Below are 18,655 nucleotides of genomic sequence, written 5' to 3'. Positions count from 1 at the left end.
CGATTGTCCCAGGAGTAGGTGCAGCGCACTTACAACGCGGCACCCTCAAGGGCAAGGCCTCTCTATACGCGGAACTGCCGCAACAGTTGCTCCAACTCCTCGCTCAACCGCCCCAGCGCCGCCCCGGCATCACTCGACTGGCGCGCCGCTTCGGCGGTTTGCTGGGACAAGCCCGCAGTGTCCAGCACATTGCGGTTGATCTCTTCGACCACATGCGACTGTTGCAAGGTTGCACTGGCAATGGACGCATTGAGCGCAGTCAGGTTATGCAGCGCCTGGCTGATGGCATCCAGGCTGGCACCGGCCTCACGGGCCTGCTCGACAGTCTGGCGCGAGGCCTCGCTGCTGGTGTCGATCGCCCTGACCGCAGCGTCCGACTGGCCTTGCAGGTGCTCGATCATGGTGTGGATTTCAGCCGTGGACTGGGCCGTGCGCTGGGCCAGCAGGCGCACCTCGTCGGCGACCACGGCAAAACCTCGGCCTTGCTCGCCGGCGCGGGCTGCTTCGATGGCCGCGTTCAGGGCCAGCAGATTGGTTTGTTCGGCAATCGAGCGGATCACGTCGAGCACGCCACCAATGCGCGTGCTGTGCCCGGCCAGGTCACGAATCACCTGGACTGCCTGATCGATGGTCAGCGACAGGCGATCGATCTGTTCGAGGCTGCCGTGAATGGCCTGCTGGCCATGCTCCACCTGTTGCTGCGCCGCGCGCATTTCGCCCGCAGCCTGCTCGGCCGTCTTGGCCACGTCTTGCACGGCATAGGTCACTTCGTTGACGGCCGTGGCAACCTGGTCCATCTGTTGTGACTGCTGGGCACTGTGCTGCTGCGCGGCACCGGCGTTGTCACCGACGTGGCCGGCGGACCGGGCCAGGTCGTGGGCGGCGCCCTGCAATTGGCCGACCACGCCCTGCAGCTTGCCGTTGAAGCGGTTGAAGTGCTCGCCCAGGTGGGTGATTTCATCGCGACCGTGGGTGTCCAGGCGCCGGGTCAGGTCGCTTTCGCCACTGGCGATGTTGCCCATGGCCTGCACGGCCTCTTGCAAGGGGCGGGCGATACTGCGGGCAATCAGCATGACCAGCAGTGCCATCAGCAGGGCGATGCCCAGGCCCGCCAGTGAGGCATCGCGCAATTGCCGGGCAAATTCGGCCTGCACGTCATCGATGTACACGCCCGAGCCGATGACCCAGCCCCACGGCTTGAACAACTGGATATAAGAGGTTTTCGCTACCGGCTCGCTGGCGCCGGGTTTGGGCCAGCGATAATTGACCGGGCCGGCGCCCTGGCTGCGGGCCAGGCTGACCATTTCGTTGAACACGGCAAAGCCGTCGGGGTCGCGAATGGCAGACAGGTCCTGGCCGTCGAGCTTGGGGTTGGCCGGATGCATGATCATCTTCGGCCCCAGGTCGTTGATCCAGAAATAGTCGTCGTGGTCGTAACGCAGCGCGCGCACCACCTGCAACGCCTGTTGCTGGGCAGCATCGCGGCTCAAGCTGCCGGCCGCTTCCAGGCCCTGGTAGTAGGCCAGTACACCGGCTGCAGTCTGCACCACATGGCGGGTCTTTTCCGCCTTGGCCTGGTACAGGTCGCCGTGGATCTGGCGCAGCATCAGCAGGCCCAGTACCACCAGCATGGCAACCGCCACCAGCAGGATCAGCCATAGACGACGGCTGATCGACATCGATCTCAGGGTTTTCATCCAGGCACTCCCGCCTTGTTCTTGTTCTTCAGGTGCATCCAAGCATGCTTTGCGGCAGGCCCCCACCCGACTAATGGCTAAGTGCTAGTCTAGGCGTACTCTGCAGCAGGCGGCGCAAGCCATTGCAAAGCCGCTCTGATAGGATTTCGGCCGCGCAAGATGAAACCTTTAGGCAGCGTGAACTTTTCCACTGGCATTGCGCCCAACTGTCGCTGTAAAACAGCCGGGCCGCGTGCGGCAACTTCAAGCAAATCAAGAACAAGGGGCCTGCAAGCAGCAGCGCTCCATCGGGGGAATGATGGATTTTTGGACTGCCATACAGGCAATCATCTTAGGCGTGGTCGAAGGGTTGACGGAGTTCTTGCCGATCTCCAGTACCGGGCACCAGATCATTGTCGCCGACCTGATCGGCTTTGATGGCGAACGGGCCATCGCCTTCAACATCATCATCCAGCTTGCCGCGATCCTGGCCGTGGTGTGGGAATTTCGCCGCAAGATTCTGGACGTGGTGTTCGGCCTCACCAGCCAGCCCACGGCCCGGCGCTTCACCGGCAACCTGCTGCTGGCGTTCATGCCGGCGGTGGTATTGGGCGTGCTGTTCGCCGACCTGATCCACGAATACCTGTTCAACCCGATCACGGTGGCAGCGGCCTTGGTAGTGGGCGGTGTGATCATGCTCTGGGCCGAGCGCCGCGCCCACCGCGTGGAGGTTGACCACGTTGACGAGATGCGCTGGAGCCATGCCTTGAAGATTGGCTTTGTCCAATGCCTGGCCATGATCCCTGGCACCTCGCGCTCCGGTTCGACCATCATCGGTGGTTTGCTGTTCGGGCTGTCGCGCAAGGCGGCTACCGAGTTCTCATTCTTTCTGGCGATGCCGACCATGGTCGGCGCGGCGGTGTATTCGGGCTACAAGTACCGCGACCTGTTCCAGCCAAGTGATTTGCCGGTGTTCGCCATCGGTTTCGTGACCTCGTTCATCTTCGCCATGATCGCCGTGCGTGCGCTGCTCAAGTTCATCGCCAACCACAGCTATGCGGCGTTCGCCTGGTACCGCATTGCCTTTGGCCTGCTGATTCTGGCGACCTGGCAGTTTGGCTGGGTCGACTGGTCGACGGCGCACAGCTGACATGGCCAGGGCGCAAAACGAGGAGGGCGTACGCAACGTGCGCCTGAAGTTGCTGGTGTTGGGCGTGCTGTGCCTGCTACCGGGCCTGGGTGCGGCGCAGATGGCCTGGAACGATCAGTCCTGGCTGCCCTTGGCGCTGTACCCGGCGGTGAGCCTGATCAGCCTGCTGCTGTACTGGCAGGACAAGCAGCAGGCCCGCACCCAAACGTGGCGCACGCCAGAGAATGTGCTGCATGCCAGCGAACTGTGCGGCGGCTGGCCCGGCGCACTGGTTGCCCAGCAGCTGTTTCGGCACAAGACGCGCAAAGTGTCGTATCAGCTGATGTTCTGGGGGATTGTGCTGCTGCATCAGGTGTTCTGGCTCGATTACCTGTTCCTCGGGTGCCACCTGTCATCTTGGCTCTGACGCCTCGATCAGAGCAGCAGCCCCACCTGCAGGCGCTTCGCCAACCGCCGCACCACCAACTGGTGCGAGCGCTGCAGCAGGTCGCACAGTTCGTCGCGCCCCATGGGGTAAGGGGGCGCCATGCTGATCCATCGCGCCCGCGCCAGATACGGCGCGGGTCGCACGCCAGGGCGGTCGCAATAGCCTAGAAACAGCTCATCGGCGACCTTGAACGACAACCCTGCACCCGCCAGGTCGAGCACGGCGAACATCTTGTTGCCTGCCACCGAAAACACCCGGATACCGCCCCATTTATAGTCTTCTCGAGCACCCGGCAGGCTCAGGCAGAAGGCTGCCACCTGCGCTTCAGTCATTTTTCGCTCAGACATAACGCTCTCCACAGGCCTCGAACGACGCCGCCAGATGATCGATCCACACGCGCACTGCGGGCAATACACCGCGCCGGTGTGGGTACACCGCCTGCAGATAGCCACCCGGCAGTTGCCAGTCCGGCAGCAAGCGCACCAACTCGCCACGTTCCAGTTCCTCTTCGCAGAACATGCTGGGCAGCGCAGTGAAGCCCAGCCCGGCGCGTACCGCGGCGTTGCGCACCACGAAATCGTCGATGGCCAGGCGCGGTTCCAGGGCGATTTCCTGTTGGCGGCCATTGGGCCCGAACAGGCGGAAGTGCACCAGCCGGTCGGCCTCGGCAGCACCCAGCACTGGCAACGAGGCCAGCTCGCCAGGCTCGCGAATGTGATCGGCAAAGCCCGGCGCGGCGACCAGTTGCATCTGGGCCTGGCGTAGCCGGCGCGTGACCAGGGCCGGGTCCTCATCGCCCAGGTCGCGCACACGCAGGGCGACGTCGATACCCTCGGAAATCAGATCGACTCGGCGGTTGAGCAGCACCATGTCCAACTGCACCAGCGGGTACTGTTCGAGAAAGCGGCTGATCACGTCTGGCAAAAAGGCGTGGGCCAGTGCCACCGGGCAGGAGACTCGCAAGCGCCCGCGCGGCTCGCTGCTCATGCTGGCCACGGCCTCGTCGGCAGCTTCGGCTTCCAACAGCATGGCCTGGCAATGGTGCAGGTAGCGCTCGCCGACGGCGGTCAGTTTCAGTTGCCGCGTGGTGCGCTGCAGCAGGCGTGTGCCCAGGCGTTCTTCAAGTTCGGCGATACGCCGCGACAGGCGCGACTTGGGGATGCCTAGCTGGCGCCCGGCCGCAGCAAAGCCACCGGCCTCGACGACGCGGGCGAAATAGAAGAGGTCATTGAGGTCTTGCATGGGAGTTTCTCACTGTTCCATCAGTGGGACAAACTAACGCATTTTTGCCTGCTTATCAGCTATTAGTCATCCCGGTAGGATTCTCCCCATCATGATCGCCCACGCCGCGGTCTTCATTACAGGAGAGTCCCATGAAACTGTTGCACATCGATTCGAGCATCCTGGGCGACAATTCCGCCTCCCGCCAGCTGAGCCGCGAAGTGGTCGAAGCCTGGAAGGCCAGCAACCCGAGCCTGGAAGTGGTTTACCGTGACCTGGCTGCCGATGCCATCGCCCACTTCTCCGCCGCGACCCTGGTGGCCGCCGGCACGCCTGAAGATATGCGCGATGCGGCTCAGGCCTTCGAAGCCAAGCTGAGCGCCGAAACCCTGGAAGAATTCCTCGCCGCCGATGCCGTGGTGATCGGTGCGCCGATGTACAACTTCACCGTGCCGACCCAGCTCAAGGCCTGGATTGACCGGGTTGCCGTCGCCGGCAAGACCTTCCGTTACACCGAAGCTGGGCCTGAAGGCCTGTGCGGTGACAAGAAGGTGGTGCTGGTGTCCACCGCCGGTGGCCTGCACGCTGGCCAGCCGACCGGTGCCGGCCACGAAGACTTCCTCAAAGTGTTCCTGGGCTTCATCGGCGTCACCGACCTGGAGATCGTTCGCGCCCACGGCCTGGCCTACGGCCCAGAGCACCGCAGCCAGGCCATCGACGCTGCACAGGCGCAGATTGCCAACGAGCTGTTCGCCGCCGCTTGATTGCACCAGCCTCAAATCGCCGGCTTGCCGGCGATTTGAGGCGTATCAGGCTACCGGTATCGTCGGGTCAGCCGCCGCCAAGGCTGCCGCACGATCATTGGCAGCGGGCGGGTAGATCCAGACCGTGTTGATCTGCGACTTCAGCAGCTTGGCCTCGGCCTTGTCTTCCGGGGGCGATACCTGGCGCTCCCACCCTTCGGTGTACACCGCGCCCCAGGCGCCCAGGTCAAGGCAGGTGACGTACTTGGGTTGGCTGTAGGTCATCGGTGCCACGCCAATCAACTCGGCAACCGCATTGTTGCCGGCGTAGCGGCCCAGTGGGATGGCATGCTGGCACGACATCACCGCATGGTTGCCCACCTCGTCGCACGCTGCGTAGGCCACGTCGCCCGCCGCATAGACCGCGTCGTTGCCCTTGACCTTGAGGTTGCCGTCCACGTGCAACCGGCCTTGGCGGTCTCGTTCGCCGCTGATCTGCTCGGTCAACGGGTTGGCCTTGAAGCCCACGGTCCAGATCACTGTGCTGGCATCGATGCGTTGCCCGTTGTCCAGCAGAACGCCGTCGGGGTCCACCGAGGCCACCGTGGCGCCACAGATCCATTCCACCCCCAATGCCTCGCAGGCCTGCTCGATCGCAGGGCGGATGCCGTCACCCAGGGCTGCGCCGACCCTGCCGCCACGGTCGATCACCACCACCCGCAGTGTTGCCTGTTCACCGAGAATGCTGCGCAAGCGCGCCGGCAGCTCGGTGGCAGTCTCGATACCGGTGAAGCCACCACCGGCGACCACCACGGTGTTGCGGGCAGGCGTGTCTGGCAGGTTGGCCAGGGACTTGAGGTGCGTCTCCAGCCGTGCGGCGCTGTCAATCTTGTCGACATCGAAAACATGCTCGATGCCGACCATGTCTGGCCGGTTGAGCACACTGCCGCAGGCCATGATCAGGCGGTCATAGCCCAGTTCGCACTCGGTACCGCTTTGCGTGCGATAGCGCACGCGCCGGGCTGCTTCGTCGATGTGAAAGGCGGTGCCTTGCACGAAACGCACGTTGACCGCTTCGAACAGCGCCTGCAGTGGAGCGGCCATGGTGTGCACGTCAGGTTCGTAGAAGCGCGGGCGCACATGCAGTTCGGCCTGCGGCGCCAGCAGCGTTACCTCGACATCCTTGCGCGCGTTAAGGTCCAGCTGGCGTACGGCGCTGAGGGCGCTCCACAGGCCAGCGAAGCCCGCGCCAATGATCAGGATATTTTTCATCGTTGTGCTCCTGGAATGTCCGGGTAAACAAAAGTAGCCCGTCTTTGTGGACAACGATGTTACGAGTGACGAAGCGCTACACCCTAGGCCAAAGAACCCTGAATTTCGGCCAACGATAGATTGCGCGCAAAGCGCGCGCGGTAGTCGCGCGGGGTGACCGCAAGGTGGCGCTGGAACGCCAGGCGCATGCGCTCTTCGCTGCCAAAGCCGCATTGCCGGGCAATCTGCTCGATGTGGCTGTCGGCGCTTTCCAGCAGGCGGCGGGCGGCTTCCAGGCGGAACACTTCAATGGCCTTGGCCGGGGTGCGGCCGGTCTTGAGCTTGTACACCCGGGTGAAGTTGCGCACGCTCATGTGCGCCTGCTCGGCCAGGTGCTCGACGGTCAGGCGTGGGTCGCCGAGGTGCGCGTTCAGCCACAGGTGCAGTGCTTCGAATTCGCTGCAATCGCGCCCCTGCAGCTTGAGCAGTTCACTGAACTGCGCCTGGCCGCCGGGCCGCTTGAGAAATACCACCAGCTCGCGGGCCACTTGCATCGCGACTTCGCGGCCGCAGTCCTGCTCGACCAGAGCCAGGGCCAGGTCGATGCCGGCGCTGACGCCGGCAGATGTCCACAGCGTGCCTTGCTGAACGAAGATCGATTCATGGTCCACCTGCACCGCAGGGAAATCGCGGCGCAGCACCTCGCACATCGCCCAGTGGGTGGCGGCGCGGCGCCCGTCGAGCAAGCCTGCGCTGGCCAGCAGAAAGGTACCGCTGCACACCGAGGCCGTGCGCCTGGCCTTTACCGCGGCGCGGCGCAACCAGGCGACCAATGCGGCGTGGTCGGGGAGGGTGCGGATGATATCCGGTGCGCCCGGTACTACCAGGGTGTCGACGGCCTGAGCCATCACGTCGTCCAGTGTTTCAGTCGCCACCACCAGGCCTTCGGCGGTTGGCTGCAGGCCGCCGTCGAGGCTGGCGGTGTGCAGTCGATAGCCCGGCCGGCCCTGTGCAGCCATGGCTTTGGTGGCAGCCCAGAACACCGTCTGCGCACCCGTGAGGTCGAGCAGCCCCATTTGGGGGTAGGCGACGAAGACCACGGCGCGCGGGTGGTCGACCGGTTGCAACGCAGGCTCGAGCTGCTGGGCGTGTTCAGTCATAGGCAGATGACCTGATCGAAAGGGGCCGCGTGGCGGCTTCAGAACGTCGGCGGGGTGATGACCCAGATCACCACGGCATCCACGTCACCGGAGTTGCCATAACGATGGGGTTCCTGGCTGGAGAAGCTGAAACTGTCGCCTTCGCCAAGCTGAAAGTACCGCTCGCCTACCCACAATTCAAAACTGCCGCTGAGCAAATAGCCAGCCTCTTCGCCATCATGGCTGTAACTCTGCTGGCTATAGGTGCCCGGCGGAAAGCGCGAGTGAAGGATTTCCAGCTGGCGGTTGGGTTGTGGCGTGAGCAGTTGGTCGACGATGCCGTCTTCGTAGTGCACGCTGAGGCGGCTGTTACGGCGTACCACGTAGCCCTGGTCTTCTGGGGCGGTAACGGCCTCGCTGGCAAAGAACCACTGGATGGTCACCCCCAGGCTGCGGGCGATATTGAACAGCGCCGGGATCGACGGGTAAGAGAGGTTGCGCTCCAGCTGGCTGATGTAACCGGCCGTCAGTTCGCTTTGTGCGGCCAGCTCCGCCAGGGTCATGCCGCGGCGTTTGCGCAGGCCGCGGATGCGGGTGCCCAGGAACTGCGGGGCGGCGCCGCCGTCTTCGGTGGCGCAGGGGGGCTGCGAGGGTTGGCTCATGCGCATCGGTCCATCGGGAAAGCGGCAGTATGTACAGCCTCAGAGCGCCCAGGCAACCGTCAGGCCATCGTGAATCGCCTCTTCTGCAGTACGCGGCGCCAGGCAGTCGCCGACGCGCCGCACTTCCACCAGGCCGTCCAGTTCCGCCGCCAAGGTGTCATTGGGCTGGTGGCCCAGGCACAGCACCAGGGTGTCGATGCCTTCAAAGATCATCGGTTCGCCGCTGGCCGTGTGCTGCAGGTACACGGTGTTGTCGTCGCAGCCGTAGAGGCGGGCGTAGGGGGTGATGGGGATGCTCAGGCGATGCAGTTCGCCGGCCAGTTGATCGCGTACATACAAGGGCAGGTTCTCGCCACAATGGGTGCCGTTGACCGCCAGTTGCACCTGATGCCCCTCGCGCATCAGGCGCTCGGCGATGCCAGGGCCTATCCAGTCGCAGCGCCAGTCGATGACCAGTACCGAACGCCCGGGTTTGACCTCGTTGCGCAACACTTGCCAAGCATCCACCACCTGCAGGTCACCGGCGCGCTCGAACGCCGGCCAGTAGGGCGTGGCGCCGGTGGCGGCGATCACCAGGTCAGGGCGCTCGCGCTCGACCAGTGCGCGGTCGACCCGCGTGTTGCGCACCACCTCCACGCCTGCCAAGGCCATTTCCCGTTGCAGGTTGGTGCTGGCGCCGCCGAACTCGCTGCGCCGTGGCAGCAGTTGTGCCAGCAACACCTGGCCGCCCAGTTGCGGGCCGGCTTCAAAGAGTGTGACGTGGTGCCCGCGCGCGGCGGCGACGGCTGCTGCCTTCATGCCGGCCGGGCCGCCGCCTGCCACCAGGATCCGTTTGGGCGAAGGGGTTGGCGTCAGGTGGCCGTATTGCAGTTCGCGGCCGGTTTCCGGATGCTGGATACACGAGATCGCTAGGCCGCGATGGAAGTGACCGATGCAGGCCTGGTTGCAGGCAATGCAGGCGCGCACGTCTTCGACCTGGCCGTGCTCGGTCTTGGTCGGCATCAGCGGGTCGCAGATCAGTGCGCGGGTCATGCCACACACGTCGGCCTGGCCACGCGCCAGGATCAGCTCTGCCTCCTGCGGCTGGTTGATGCGCCCGGTGACGAACAGCGGAATGTCCAGGCGCTGTTTGAACGTGCCGGCTTCGCGTGCCAGGTACGCAGGCTCGATGGCCATGGGGGGGACGATATGCACCGCACCGCCCAGCGACGCTGAGGTACCGGCGACGATGTGCAGGTAGTCGAGCTGGCCTTGCAGCGCCTCGGCGGCGGCCAGCGACTCGTCCTCGCTCAGGCCTTCGCTGTCACGTTCGTCGGCGCTGATGCGCAGGCCGACGATGAACTGCTCGTCGGTGGCAGCACGCACGGCCGCCAGCACTTCGCGCAAAAACCTCAGGCGCTGCGCCAGGTCGCCGTTGTAGCCATCGGTACGCAGGTTGACCCGCGGGTTGAGAAATTGCGCGGGCAGGTAGCCATGGCTGGCCACTACCTCGACGCCATCCAGCCCCGCCTGGTATAGGCGCCGCGCCGCGCTGGCATAGCCCTGGACGATTTCATCGATCATCGCCTGGTCCAGCGCGCGCGGCATCACCCGGAAGCGTTCATTGGGCACCGACGAGGCTGAGTAGGCGACCGCCAGCAAGCCATCGGCAGACTCCATGATCTCCCGCCCAGGGTGGAACAGTTGCGAGAGCACCACCGTACCGTGCTCATGGCAGGCTTCTGCCAGGCGCCGGTAGCCTTCGATGCAGGTATCGTCGGTGGCCATCAGTACGTGCGAGGTGTAGCGGGCGCTGTCGTGCACACCGGCCACCTGCAGCACGATCAGGCCGACGCCGCCTGCAGCCCGTGCACGCTGGTAGGCGATGAGCTTGTCGTTGACCAGGTTGTCGGTGGGCAGGCAGGTGTCATGTCCCGTGGACATGATGCGGTTTTTCAGGCGTTTGCCGCGAATCTGCAAGGCTTCGAACAGGTGGGGGAAGGCGGTTTGCATACAGGCGGCTCCGGTGTGGTGTTGTTCTTGTTTTGGTTATGAAAGTGTAGCGACAGTAAAAAATCAACTTGTTTTTTTACTTGGGCGCAGCTAGGTTTTCATCACCCTCCGAGGAGGGCGTGACCTCACAACAACAAGAAATCGGGCCCCACGGGCACCGGCAGGAGGAAACCTCGATGCATGCATTCCCTCGCAGTACCGGCCTTTGCGCAGCGCTTCTGGCTTTGGGGCTAGGCAGTGCGCAAGCGGCGCCGCAAATGGTTGTAGTCGGCTATGGCGGCGCCGGTCAGAAAGCCCAGGATGAGGCGATCTTCAAACCGTTCAGCGCCAAGGACGGCAGCCAGTTGATCCAGAGCGAGTACAACGGCGAAATGGCCCGCATCCAGGTGATGGCCGATACCGGCAACGTCGACTGGGACGTGGTGCAGATCGAAGGGCCCGACCTGATGCGCGGTTGCGATGAGGGCATCTACGAGCACCTCGACTGGCAGCGCTTGGGCCATGCCGCCGAGTTGATCCCGGACGCCGCCCAGGACTGTGGGTCTGCCGCGTTGGTGTGGAGCGTGGCGATCGCCTATGACCGCAACAAGCTGGCCCAGGCCCCGGCCTCGTGGGCCGACTTCTGGGACGTGCAGAAGTACCCGGGCAAGCGCGGCCTGCGCAAGCGTGCGGTGTACAACCTGGAGTTCGCCTTGTTGGCCGACGGGGTCAAGGTCGAGGATGTCTACACGGTGCTGTCAACGCCGGCGGGTGTCGACCGCGCCTTTGCCAAGCTCAGTGAGCTCAAGCCCTATGTGCAGTGGTGGGACGCCGGTGCCCAGCCGGCGCAGTGGCTGGCTGCCGGCGATGTGGTGATGACGTCTACCTACAGCGGGCGCATCGCCGTGGCGGCCCAGCAGGGCAGCCCGCTGGCACTGGTGTGGCCGGGCAGCCTGTATGGCATGGACTATTGGGCGATCATCAAGGGTTCGCGGCATGTCGACCAGGCCAAACGGCTGATCGCCTATGCCAACCAAGCCGATACCCAGGTGCGTTACGTCGAGCAGATCCCTTACGGGCCGACCAATACTCAGGCAGCGGCCAAGCTCGCGCCGTCCTTGGCCAGCTGGGTGCCGACATCGCCGCAGAACCTGGAAGGGGCTTTGGCGATGAATGTGGAGTTCTGGGTTGACCATGGTGAAGAACTGGAACAGCGATTCAATGCTTGGGCCAGCAAGTAACCTGACGTTCAATGCTGCCTCTCTACAGGACCAACGATACATGACCCTTACCGAACAGACTCTGCGCCAGGAGCTGGCTGCCTGTTATCGCCTGGTCGCCCACTTTCGCATGAGCGACCTGATCTTCACCCATATATCCCTGCGTGTGCCGGGGCCGGAGCACCACTTTCTGATCAACCCGTACGGTTTGCTGTTCGACGAGATCACGGCCTCCAACCTGGTAAAAATCGACCTGCATGGGCAGCCTGTAGCGCCGACCAAGCACCCGGTCAACCCGGCCGGGTTCGTCATCCACAGTGCTATCCACGCAGCCCGTGAAGACGCCCACTGCGTGCTGCACACCCACACGCGTGCCGGTTGCGCGGTGGCGGCGCTGGCGTGCGGCCTGTTGCCGGTGAACCAGATGTCCATGGAGTTCCATGGCAAGGTGGCTTACCACGATTATGAAGGTATTGCCCTGGACCTGGATGAGCAGCAGCGGTTGGTCGCCGACCTGGGGGACAGGCCGGTGATGATCCTGCGTAACCATGGGCTGCTGACAACCGGCCGTAGCGTTGCCGAAGCCTTCTTGCGCATGTACTACCTGGAAAAGGCCTGCGAGATTCAGTTGGCGGCGCAGAGTGCCGGGCAGCTGATACTGCCGCCTGCCGCCGTGTGTGAACGGACCGAGCGGCAGTTCAATGCACCGATGCAGGGGCTGAAACAGGGGGAGTTGTCGGACCCGGATGCAGTGGCGCTGGCATGGGGGGCATTGCTGCGGATGCTCGAGCGGGTGGCGCCGGGTTACCGGGACTGAGGCCTGGCGGGCCAGCGCGGTTCCTGTAGGCGCGGCCTTGCCGGGGCGCCGGACCGGTCGGAAGGGGGCGCAAAGCGCCCCCGCACTGTTGCGCAACCCTGCCCCCTAACTGTGCTGGTCCCTCGAAAAGGAATAGCCTTATGCTGTAACGAAATATGTCTAGCTCGCCTGAAGAAGGATGTCGCAATGCCGCTCAAGGACCTGCTGATCGCCCTGGTGGTGATTGTTGCGTGGGGAGTCAACTTCGTGGTCATCAAGGTAGGCCTGGATGGCCTGCCGCCGATGCTGCTGGGGGCATTGCGCTTCTTGTTGGTGGCCTTCCCGGCAGTGTTGCTGGTCAAGCGGCCGAAGCTGCCGTGGCGCTGGCTGATCGCTTATGGCGTGACGATTTCCCTGGGGCAGTTCGCCTTCCTTTTCCAGGCCATGTACAGCGGCATGCCGCCTGGGTTGGCGTCGTTGATCCTGCAATCCCAGGCATTCTTCACGCTAGGGTTTGCCGCGCTGTTTCTGGGCGAGCGACTGCGCCTCGCCAGCCTGCTGGGGCTGCTGGTGGCCGCCAGCGGCTTGGCGCTGATCGGCAGCGAGGATGGTGGCCATGTGCCGATGCTGGCGCTGGTGCTGACCCTCTGCGCGGGCGCGATGTGGGGCGTGGGCAACATCATCACGCGGCGTTTCGGTTCGGTCGACCTGGTGGCGCTGGTGATCTGGGGTGGGTTGATTCCACCGCTGCCGTTTCTGGCGTTGTCGTGGTGGCTGGAGGGGCCTGAGCGCATCGGCCATGCCCTGGCCAACATTGGCTGGAGCTCGGTACTGGCGTTGGCGTACCTGGCATTTGTCGCCACCATGCTCGGCTATAGCCTGTGGAGCACATTGTTGTCGCGCCACCCGGCCGGCAAAGTGGCGCCGTTCTCGTTGCTGGTGCCGGTTATCGGCCTGAGTGCTTCGGCGTGGTTGCTCGGCGAGCGCCTGACCGAGTTGCAGGGCTGGGGGGCGCTGCTGGTGATGCTTGGGCTGCTGGTGAACGTGTTTGGCGCCAAGATCGGCCAACGGTTGCGGGCGGCTAGTGCGCACTGAGGGCCGGGTGCTCTGTTAGAATCGGCCCTTTTCGCCAGGCCAACGGAGCACCGTCATGATTATCTCTACCACCAGCCAGCTCGAAGGCCGTCCTATTGCCGAGTACCTGGGCGTCGTCAGCTCCGAATCGGTGCAGGGCATCAACTTCGTGCGCGATTTCTTTGCCCGTTTTCGCGACTTCTTCGGTGGCCGTTCGCAAAGCCTGGAAAGCGCCCTGCGCGAGGCCCGCGAGCAGGCCACCGAGGAGTTGAAGGCGCGGGCGCGGCAGTTGCACGCCGATGCAGTGGTGGGCGTGGACTTCGAAATCAGCATGCCGTCGGTGCAGGGTGGCATGGTCGTGATATTCGCCACCGGCACGGCGGTCAGGTTGAAATAAGGCATTGTGCCACTGGTCGGCTCCAGGGTTTTAGTCTGGGCGGTCCGCAAATGACCAGCTAGTCTCACTTTTACCGGGCGCGTTCACCTAGGCAACGTATCTGCTTGCCGACGCGACCTCACTGGAGGGAGACAGGGCATGAGCGAATCCTTTTTCGAAGACCTGAACGACGCATTCCCGATCAACAGCCAGGTGCGTTGCGGCCAGTCGGCATTTCGCCTGGGTTTCGCCCACATGACGCTGGATGATTCGGAACAGCTTCAGCCTGCACATCTGCAGCGCAGCAAAAAGGGCCGCTTCATGCCGCGGGTTCCGCTGAAAAAGTGATCCCGCTCCAGCAACCCCGCCGAACGGCGGGGTTTTTGTTGATATTCGTTGACGCTGCTCATGGCATCGCCGGGTTGCACTCGCCGGATAGCCGTGGATGTGGTTTTCTGGCGCGGCATTTCAGCAAAGGGAGATCGAATGCTCATGCGAGTCAGGGAAGAGACCTATTGGCAGTGGGCGGACGCTCAACTGCACAGCCGCAGCCACGATGAAGCGCTCAGTGACGGCACCACGCTCGACGTGCAGGTGCGCCTGTCGCGCCTGGGCGCTACCCAGCTGTTTCTCGGTATCTATGCTGGGAATGGCCGGGCATTGCTGGAAGAGTATTACCCAGCGCGCCCGGGTGAGACCATGACCCGGGCGTTGGTCTGGGGCGTCGAGCGGGCCCGCGCGCTGGCCACCGGCGCATTGCCCTTGCCAGCGATGGCGCGCACGCGTCGGCGGGCATGAAAAAGCCCGGCCTTTGCGGGCCGGGCTCGATGGTGGGTGAGGCCACTCAGTTGAGTGGTTCGATCACCTTGACTGCCCCCCGCTCACGGGCGGCGGGCCATTCTTGTTGCAGGGTCTGCAGGACGCGGCCAACGAACTCGGTGTCGGCGGCGGCCTTCTTGCCGACGTAGCCCTGGCCACGTCGGTAGACCTTGAAGCGTGCACGCATGCTTGGCAGGTGCTCTTCGAATTCATCTTCGATGGTGTTCGGTGGCAGGCGGTCGAGACGCACCTCACCGGTCTGGCTGACCCACAGCAGATGGTCGTCGAGGCTGTCTTTGCGCACGGCGAACAGCTGGGCCAATTGGTCGATTGTGGGATTGTTGTTCAAGTTCATCATAAAGCCCCCATTACCCATTCGTAGGTGATTTTCACAGTTGGCGCTACCACGGTGTAGCGCACTACCAACGCTGCTACAGCAGCATCGCAACAGGGGCTTTCACACGCTGCCTTTTGGACAGTTCCCTCTCCACGGACGGCCTGCGTTACCGCGCAGGCCGTCTGGAACACCCTTGCCACCGCTCCCGATCGGGGAGACAGCCTCATCATGCCCAAGGGCGATGAACGGCGTCAACCGTTTTGTAGTGAATATTTTTTGTCACTACATCTTGTCCGACAATCCTGCCGGAAGGGCCTGTCAGTGGTCGAGGGACGAGAGAATCCGGTACGCGGCGCGCACGCGTGCCTCGTTGGGATAGTTGCGGTTGGCAAGCAGTACGATGGCTTTGCCTTGCGCCGGAATGAACGCCACATAGGCACCGAAACCGTTGGTGGCGCCGGTCTTGTTGTACCAGGCGTCAGGCACGGCCGGGAGCTCGGGGTCGAGGCGGCGGGTGGCCTGTGGCGCAAGGGCGAACTTGGAGCTGTTGCCATTGACCAGGGTGTCGAGTGACGCCGGGTAGGGGTAACGTTCCCAGCCCAGGCCTTGGGTCATGCTACCGACCTGGAAGTAGCCGGCCTGGGTAATGGCGGCAGCCTTTTGCAGGGTTGGCGCAAGTTCGGCCGGCTGCATGTGCAGGCGCACGTAGCGCAGCAAGTCGGTGGCGTTGGTCTTGATGCCATAGGCCGCATCGGCAAAGGGCCCCGAGCTGACGCGCACCGGCTGGTCATGCGCGTCGTACCCTTGCGCATAAAGCCGCTGTGCATCGGCCGGTACGTGCAGGTAGGTGTGCTTGAGGCCCATTTGCGGGAGAAGCCCCTCGGTCATCAGCTCGGCGAAAGGGCGCTGCTGCGCGCGCGCCGCCAGGTCACCGAACAACCCCAGGCTGGGGTTCGAGTAGCAGCGCTGGGTGCCGTGTTTGGCAACGGGTTGCCAGTGGCGGAAGAAGGCCAGCACCTGTTCGTCTGTGTGCACCGCGTCGGGGAACTGCAATGGCAGGCAGTCGGCGCTGTAGGCACCGAATTCCAGCACGCTGGCTTCGCCCAGCGGTGTGCCGGCCAGGGCGGGCTGGTAGCGCTGGGCAGGGGCCTGTAGGTCAAGCTTGCCTTCGGCGCTGGCCAGCGCCGCAAGCGTAGCGGTGTAAGTCTTGCTCAGCGAGCCGACCTCAAACAGGGTATCGGCGCTAACCGGCGAGTTATCCGCCTTATTGGCCACGCCATAGTTGAAGTAATGCGCCTGGCCATCGGCGTACAGCGCTACCGCCATACCGGCGATTTGGTGTTCCTGCATGAGCGGCTGGATGACCTCGTCTACCTGGGCCTGCAGCGGATCGGCCGCCTGCGCGTTGATTGCACTCATGGCCAGTGCAGCCGCGAGAGGGAAGGGCGCAAGGCGATAGCGTGGCATCAAGTAGTCCTTTGTCCGTTGAGCGATACCGGTGGGGGTTCCGGCGTTAGCGAAAAATAAACCGAGACCTTATCGTCTGCCGTTGCATAACGACAAGACGGAAACTGTTATGAAGTATTTGCGCATGTTATTCGACAACTTCACCCTGGCCTTGCTCGGGGTGGTGCTCATCGCCACTGTGCTGCCCTGCTCGGGCGACGGGGCGGTGTATTTCGGCTGGCTGACCAACCTGGCTATCGGCCTGCTGTTCTTCCTGCACGGTGCCAAGCTGTCGCGCGAAGCGATCATCGCCGGCGCCGGGCACTGGCGCCTGCACTTGCTGGTGTTCTCCTGCACGTTCGTGCTGTTCCCCTTGCTGGGGCTGGCGTTCAAGCCGTTGTTCGTGCCGCTGGTGGGCAACGAGCTGTACCTGGGCGTGCTGTATCTGTGTGCGTTGCCAGCCACGGTACAGTCGGCCATTGCCTTCACCTCGCTGGCCCGCGGTAACGTGCCGGCAGCCATTTGCAGCGCGGCGGCTTCCAGCCTGCTGGGTATCTTCCTCACGCCACTGCTGGTGATGATGCTGCTGGGCGCCAGCGGTGATACCGGCTCGGGGCTGGATGCGGTGCTGAAGATTACCCTGCAGCTGCTGGTGCCCTTCGTAGCCGGGCAGATCGCCCGCCGCTGGATTGGCGCGTGGGTCAAGCGCAACGCGCGCTGGCTCAAGGTCGTGGACCAGGGCTCGATCCTGCTGGTGGTCTACACCGCCTTCAGTGAGGCGGTGGTTACCGGACTGTGGCACACGGTGTCGCCACAACACTTGGCGGGGCTGTTTGTGGTGTGCGGGATCTTGTTGGCGGTGGTGCTGTACGTTACCCGCTTGCTTGGCAAACTGCTTGGCTTCGACCTGGAGGACCGCATCACCATCCTGTTCGCCGGCTCGAAGAAGAGCCTGGCCACTGGGGTGCCGATGGCTCAGGTGCTGTTCGTGGGCAGTGGCATTGGCGCGATGATCCTGCCGCTGATGCTGTTTCATCAGATCCAGCTGATGGTCTGCGCGGTGCTGGCGCAGCGTTATGCCAGCCGTGAGGGGTTGGCCGAAAAGGCTCCTGCGGCGTCATGATGTGTGTGTAGGAGCGGCCTCGCCGGGAGGTCGCTCCTGCACGTTACCTTGCCTGGCCGGAACTGCGCTCTCGGAGCGCCTTGGCCACTTCGGCCTCTATCTTGTAAGCGGGCCCTTCAAGCTCATTGAAATCACGCGTGTAGCGCCGGGCGAATTCTTCTAGCCCCAGCGCCTGGTATTGCTGCACGTGCATGAGCTCGTGCGCCCACAGGGCCACATTGTCTTGCGCATCGCTGGCATGGCGAAAGATGATCGTGTCGATCAACGTCACCGCATTCACGTCGGGGTTCTGCAGCATGGCATTGGCTGCGCTCATCTGCTGTTCGTCGCCCACCCTGAAGCGGACGGCATCGAGCACGGCGAAGTCATACCAGGGCTCGAGCTGGGCGCGGATGTGCAGGGGGATCGGTTCACTACCGCTGGCATTGGCTTCGTCGCGGGCCTGGCGCAATGCGTAGGCCAGGCTGGTCGACGCCATGGCTTCCACGTCCTTGAGGATCTGCCCGGCCTGCCCTGGGTCGACCGGGGCGCAAAAACACCCCATCAGGCATACCTGATACTGCCCCGGTGGGCAGGCTTGCTCGGCCAGTACCGGCGCACTCAGGCATAGGCCAAGCAACAGGTTAACGGGTTTCATTCAAGGCCTTTTCAACGAAGGTGCGGCTGGCGTCCAGCACCTGCGATTGCACCGCCTCACTGGCCAGCATGCGCCCGACCAGCAACGCGCCGACGCATTGGCTGATCAACACCCAGGCCAACGCTTCATCCTCCAGTGTGGCAGCCCAGGCCTTGTGCAGGTCGACCAGCCAATGCTCGGCCACCTCTCGCACTGCAAGGTCTGCCCGGGCGATTTCCACCCCTAGCGGCGGCAACGGGCAGCCACCTTCGGCATTGTGCAAGTGAGCCATGCTCAGGTACTGCTGCAGGCAACGGCCAAGGCGTTCGCGGCTGGCGCCTTGGCTGGCCAGGCGTGCCAGTGGGCTGTTGCAGAGTTCCTGACGCACCACTTCGGTGAACAGATCATCCTTGGACGGGAAGTGGTTGTAAAAGGCACCGCCGGTCAGCCCGATGGCCTTCATCAGCCCGGCCACGCCGGTGCTGGTAAAGCCACCGCGTTTGGCTAGCGCACCGCTGGTGGCCAACAGCTTTTCGCGGGTTTGTTGCTTGTGCTCGCTGGAATAGCGCATTCATGAACCTCTGCGCGCTGGCTTGACGATGGGGCCG

General features: G+C 63.7%; 21 protein-coding genes. 10 read left to right on the top strand and 11 right to left on the bottom strand.

Going from position 1 to position 18,655, the window contains the following annotated elements:
- Positions 1–62: 62 nt before the first annotated feature.
- Complete coding sequence (gene mcpP, locus HU766_RS09685) at positions 63–1,697, bottom strand: methyl-accepting chemotaxis protein McpP (protein ID WP_033698339.1); 1,635 nt, start codon at positions 1,695–1,697, stop codon at positions 63–65.
- A gap of 298 nt (positions 1,698–1,995) precedes the next feature.
- On the opposite strand from mcpP, the gene HU766_RS09680 reads away from it, so the two are divergent.
- Together HU766_RS09680 and HU766_RS09675 are read left to right on the top strand one after the other, a co-directional pair.
- Complete coding sequence (locus HU766_RS09680) at positions 1,996–2,826, top strand: undecaprenyl-diphosphate phosphatase (protein ID WP_186655793.1); 831 nt, start codon at positions 1,996–1,998, stop codon at positions 2,824–2,826.
- 1 nt (position 2,827) lies between these two features.
- Positions 2,828–3,232, top strand: a complete 405-nt coding sequence (locus tag HU766_RS09675; protein ID WP_186655789.1) for a DUF1294 domain-containing protein — start codon at positions 2,828–2,830, stop codon at positions 3,230–3,232.
- Positions 3,233–3,240: 8 nt separating this feature from the next.
- Here the strand turns inward: HU766_RS09675 and HU766_RS09670 are convergent, their stop codons facing one another.
- Together HU766_RS09670 and HU766_RS09665 are read right to left on the bottom strand one after the other, a co-directional pair.
- A complete protein-coding gene (locus HU766_RS09670) occupies positions 3,241–3,600 on the bottom strand; it encodes an MmcQ/YjbR family DNA-binding protein (protein ID WP_033698336.1) in 360 nt (119 codons plus the stop codon).
- Positions 3,593–4,495, bottom strand: coding sequence for a LysR substrate-binding domain-containing protein (locus HU766_RS09665; RefSeq protein WP_033698334.1), 903 nt, complete (start codon positions 4,493–4,495; stop codon positions 3,593–3,595). The genes HU766_RS09670 and HU766_RS09665 overlap by 8 nt, the downstream gene beginning before the upstream one ends.
- Positions 4,496–4,626: 131 nt before the next feature.
- On the opposite strand from HU766_RS09665, the gene HU766_RS09660 reads away from it, so the two are divergent.
- Positions 4,627–5,238, top strand: a complete 612-nt coding sequence (locus tag HU766_RS09660) for an FMN-dependent NADH-azoreductase (protein WP_033698333.1) — start codon at positions 4,627–4,629, stop codon at positions 5,236–5,238.
- A gap of 45 nt (positions 5,239–5,283) precedes the next feature.
- On the opposite strand, the gene HU766_RS09655 is transcribed toward HU766_RS09660, so the two are convergent.
- The 4 genes from HU766_RS09655 to HU766_RS09640 form a co-directional block, all read right to left on the bottom strand.
- Positions 5,284–6,489 carry an NAD(P)/FAD-dependent oxidoreductase gene (locus HU766_RS09655; RefSeq protein ID WP_186655786.1) on the bottom strand — a complete coding sequence of 402 codons (1,206 nt, stop codon included), beginning with the start codon at positions 6,487–6,489 and terminating at the stop codon, positions 5,284–5,286.
- Between the two features lie 83 nt (positions 6,490–6,572).
- Positions 6,573–7,628 carry a DJ-1/PfpI family protein gene (locus tag HU766_RS09650; protein WP_186655783.1) on the bottom strand — a complete coding sequence of 352 codons (1,056 nt, stop codon included), beginning with the start codon at positions 7,626–7,628 and terminating at the stop codon, positions 6,573–6,575.
- Positions 7,629–7,666: 38 nt separating this feature from the next.
- Positions 7,667–8,269, bottom strand: coding sequence for a cupin domain-containing protein (locus HU766_RS09645; protein WP_186655777.1), 603 nt, complete (start codon positions 8,267–8,269; stop codon positions 7,667–7,669).
- Positions 8,270–8,308: 39 nt separating this feature from the next.
- Complete coding sequence (locus tag HU766_RS09640; RefSeq protein ID WP_186655774.1) at positions 8,309–10,261, bottom strand: FAD-dependent oxidoreductase; 1,953 nt, start codon at positions 10,259–10,261, stop codon at positions 8,309–8,311.
- 176 nt (positions 10,262–10,437) lie between these two features.
- Here HU766_RS09640 and HU766_RS09635 point away from each other — a divergent pair, with 176 nt between their 5' ends.
- From HU766_RS09635 to HU766_RS09610, 6 genes are all read left to right on the top strand, one after another.
- Positions 10,438–11,481, top strand: a complete 1,044-nt coding sequence (locus tag HU766_RS09635; RefSeq protein ID WP_095064408.1) for an ABC transporter substrate-binding protein — start codon at positions 10,438–10,440, stop codon at positions 11,479–11,481.
- Positions 11,462–12,277, top strand: a complete 816-nt coding sequence (locus tag HU766_RS09630) for a class II aldolase/adducin family protein (RefSeq protein WP_273027699.1) — start codon at positions 11,462–11,464, stop codon at positions 12,275–12,277. The genes HU766_RS09635 and HU766_RS09630 overlap by 20 nt, the downstream gene beginning before the upstream one ends.
- A 186-nt stretch (positions 12,278–12,463) precedes the next feature.
- Positions 12,464–13,351, top strand: coding sequence for an EamA family transporter (locus tag HU766_RS09625; protein WP_047583026.1), 888 nt, complete (start codon positions 12,464–12,466; stop codon positions 13,349–13,351).
- A gap of 55 nt (positions 13,352–13,406) precedes the next feature.
- Positions 13,407–13,727: a YbjQ family protein gene (locus HU766_RS09620; RefSeq protein WP_186655770.1), complete on the top strand. Its 321-nt coding sequence runs from the start codon at positions 13,407–13,409 to the stop codon at positions 13,725–13,727.
- Positions 13,728–13,865: 138 nt separating this feature from the next.
- On the top strand, positions 13,866–14,054 hold the full coding sequence (locus HU766_RS09615) for a hypothetical protein (protein ID WP_033698317.1): 189 nt from the start codon (positions 13,866–13,868) through the stop codon (positions 14,052–14,054).
- Between the two features lie 138 nt (positions 14,055–14,192).
- Positions 14,193–14,504 (top strand): hypothetical protein, encoded by a 312-nt coding sequence (locus HU766_RS09610; protein ID WP_047583027.1) that lies wholly within the window; start codon positions 14,193–14,195, stop codon positions 14,502–14,504.
- Positions 14,505–14,550: 46 nt separating this feature from the next.
- On the opposite strand, the gene HU766_RS09605 is transcribed toward HU766_RS09610, so the two are convergent.
- Positions 14,551–14,883: a hypothetical protein gene (locus HU766_RS09605; protein WP_033698313.1), complete on the bottom strand. Its 333-nt coding sequence runs from the start codon at positions 14,881–14,883 to the stop codon at positions 14,551–14,553.
- A 297-nt stretch (positions 14,884–15,180) separates the two neighbouring features.
- Positions 15,181–16,329 (bottom strand): class C beta-lactamase, encoded by a 1,149-nt coding sequence (ampC, locus tag HU766_RS09600; protein ID WP_186655768.1) that lies wholly within the window; start codon positions 16,327–16,329, stop codon positions 15,181–15,183.
- Between the two features lie 109 nt (positions 16,330–16,438).
- On the opposite strand from ampC, the gene HU766_RS09595 reads away from it, so the two are divergent.
- Positions 16,439–17,431, top strand: coding sequence for a bile acid:sodium symporter family protein (locus tag HU766_RS09595; protein ID WP_186655765.1), 993 nt, complete (start codon positions 16,439–16,441; stop codon positions 17,429–17,431).
- A 43-nt stretch (positions 17,432–17,474) separates the two neighbouring features.
- Here HU766_RS09595 and HU766_RS09590 read toward each other — a convergent pair whose 3' ends face one another.
- Together HU766_RS09590 and HU766_RS09585 are read right to left on the bottom strand one after the other, a co-directional pair.
- A complete protein-coding gene (locus HU766_RS09590) occupies positions 17,475–18,068 on the bottom strand; it encodes a DUF4157 domain-containing protein (protein WP_047583028.1) in 594 nt (197 codons plus the stop codon).
- Entirely contained in the window at positions 18,055–18,618 is a 564-nt protein-coding gene (locus tag HU766_RS09585) for a TetR/AcrR family transcriptional regulator (protein WP_186655763.1), read from the bottom strand. Before HU766_RS09585 ends, HU766_RS09590 begins: the two co-directional genes overlap by 14 nt.
- Positions 18,619–18,655 lie beyond the last annotated feature (37 nt).

The organism is Pseudomonas sp. SWRI77 (assembly GCF_014269105.1).
In the GTDB taxonomy this organism is placed as follows: domain Bacteria; phylum Pseudomonadota; class Gammaproteobacteria; order Pseudomonadales; family Pseudomonadaceae; genus Aquipseudomonas; species Aquipseudomonas capeferrum.
This window is presented reverse-complemented; position numbering and strand designations above follow the sequence as displayed.

What these genes read in the sequence shown, in the direction of transcription:
- mcpP (WP_033698339.1), bottom strand. Translation starts at nt 1,697, where the DNA reads ATGAAAACCCTGAGATCGATGTCGATCAGCCGTCGTCTATGGCTGATC.
- HU766_RS09680 (WP_186655793.1), top strand. Translation starts at nt 1,996, where the DNA reads ATGGATTTTTGGACTGCCATACAGGCAATCATCTTAGGCGTGGTCGAA.
- HU766_RS09675 (WP_186655789.1), top strand. Translation starts at nt 2,828, where the DNA reads ATGGCCAGGGCGCAAAACGAGGAGGGCGTACGCAACGTGCGCCTGAAG.
- HU766_RS09670 (WP_033698336.1), bottom strand. Translation starts at nt 3,600, where the DNA reads ATGTCTGAGCGAAAAATGACTGAAGCGCAGGTGGCAGCCTTCTGCCTG.
- HU766_RS09665 (WP_033698334.1), bottom strand. Translation starts at nt 4,495, where the DNA reads ATGCAAGACCTCAATGACCTCTTCTATTTCGCCCGCGTCGTCGAGGCC.
- HU766_RS09660 (WP_033698333.1), top strand. Translation starts at nt 4,627, where the DNA reads ATGAAACTGTTGCACATCGATTCGAGCATCCTGGGCGACAATTCCGCC.
- HU766_RS09655 (WP_186655786.1), bottom strand. Translation starts at nt 6,489, where the DNA reads ATGAAAAATATCCTGATCATTGGCGCGGGCTTCGCTGGCCTGTGGAGC.
- HU766_RS09650 (WP_186655783.1), bottom strand. Translation starts at nt 7,628, where the DNA reads ATGACTGAACACGCCCAGCAGCTCGAGCCTGCGTTGCAACCGGTCGAC.
- HU766_RS09645 (WP_186655777.1), bottom strand. Translation starts at nt 8,269, where the DNA reads ATGAGCCAACCCTCGCAGCCCCCCTGCGCCACCGAAGACGGCGGCGCC.
- HU766_RS09640 (WP_186655774.1), bottom strand. Translation starts at nt 10,261, where the DNA reads ATGCAAACCGCCTTCCCCCACCTGTTCGAAGCCTTGCAGATTCGCGGC.
- HU766_RS09635 (WP_095064408.1), top strand. Translation starts at nt 10,438, where the DNA reads ATGCATGCATTCCCTCGCAGTACCGGCCTTTGCGCAGCGCTTCTGGCT.
- HU766_RS09630 (WP_273027699.1), top strand. Translation starts at nt 11,462, where the DNA reads ATGCTTGGGCCAGCAAGTAACCTGACGTTCAATGCTGCCTCTCTACAG.
- HU766_RS09625 (WP_047583026.1), top strand. Translation starts at nt 12,464, where the DNA reads ATGCCGCTCAAGGACCTGCTGATCGCCCTGGTGGTGATTGTTGCGTGG.
- HU766_RS09620 (WP_186655770.1), top strand. Translation starts at nt 13,407, where the DNA reads ATGATTATCTCTACCACCAGCCAGCTCGAAGGCCGTCCTATTGCCGAG.
- HU766_RS09615 (WP_033698317.1), top strand. Translation starts at nt 13,866, where the DNA reads ATGAGCGAATCCTTTTTCGAAGACCTGAACGACGCATTCCCGATCAAC.
- HU766_RS09610 (WP_047583027.1), top strand. Translation starts at nt 14,193, where the DNA reads ATGCTCATGCGAGTCAGGGAAGAGACCTATTGGCAGTGGGCGGACGCT.
- HU766_RS09605 (WP_033698313.1), bottom strand. Translation starts at nt 14,883, where the DNA reads ATGATGAACTTGAACAACAATCCCACAATCGACCAATTGGCCCAGCTG.
- ampC (WP_186655768.1), bottom strand. Translation starts at nt 16,329, where the DNA reads ATGCCACGCTATCGCCTTGCGCCCTTCCCTCTCGCGGCTGCACTGGCC.
- HU766_RS09595 (WP_186655765.1), top strand. Translation starts at nt 16,439, where the DNA reads ATGAAGTATTTGCGCATGTTATTCGACAACTTCACCCTGGCCTTGCTC.
- HU766_RS09590 (WP_047583028.1), bottom strand. Translation starts at nt 18,068, where the DNA reads ATGAAACCCGTTAACCTGTTGCTTGGCCTATGCCTGAGTGCGCCGGTA.
- HU766_RS09585 (WP_186655763.1), bottom strand. Translation starts at nt 18,618, where the DNA reads ATGCGCTATTCCAGCGAGCACAAGCAACAAACCCGCGAAAAGCTGTTG.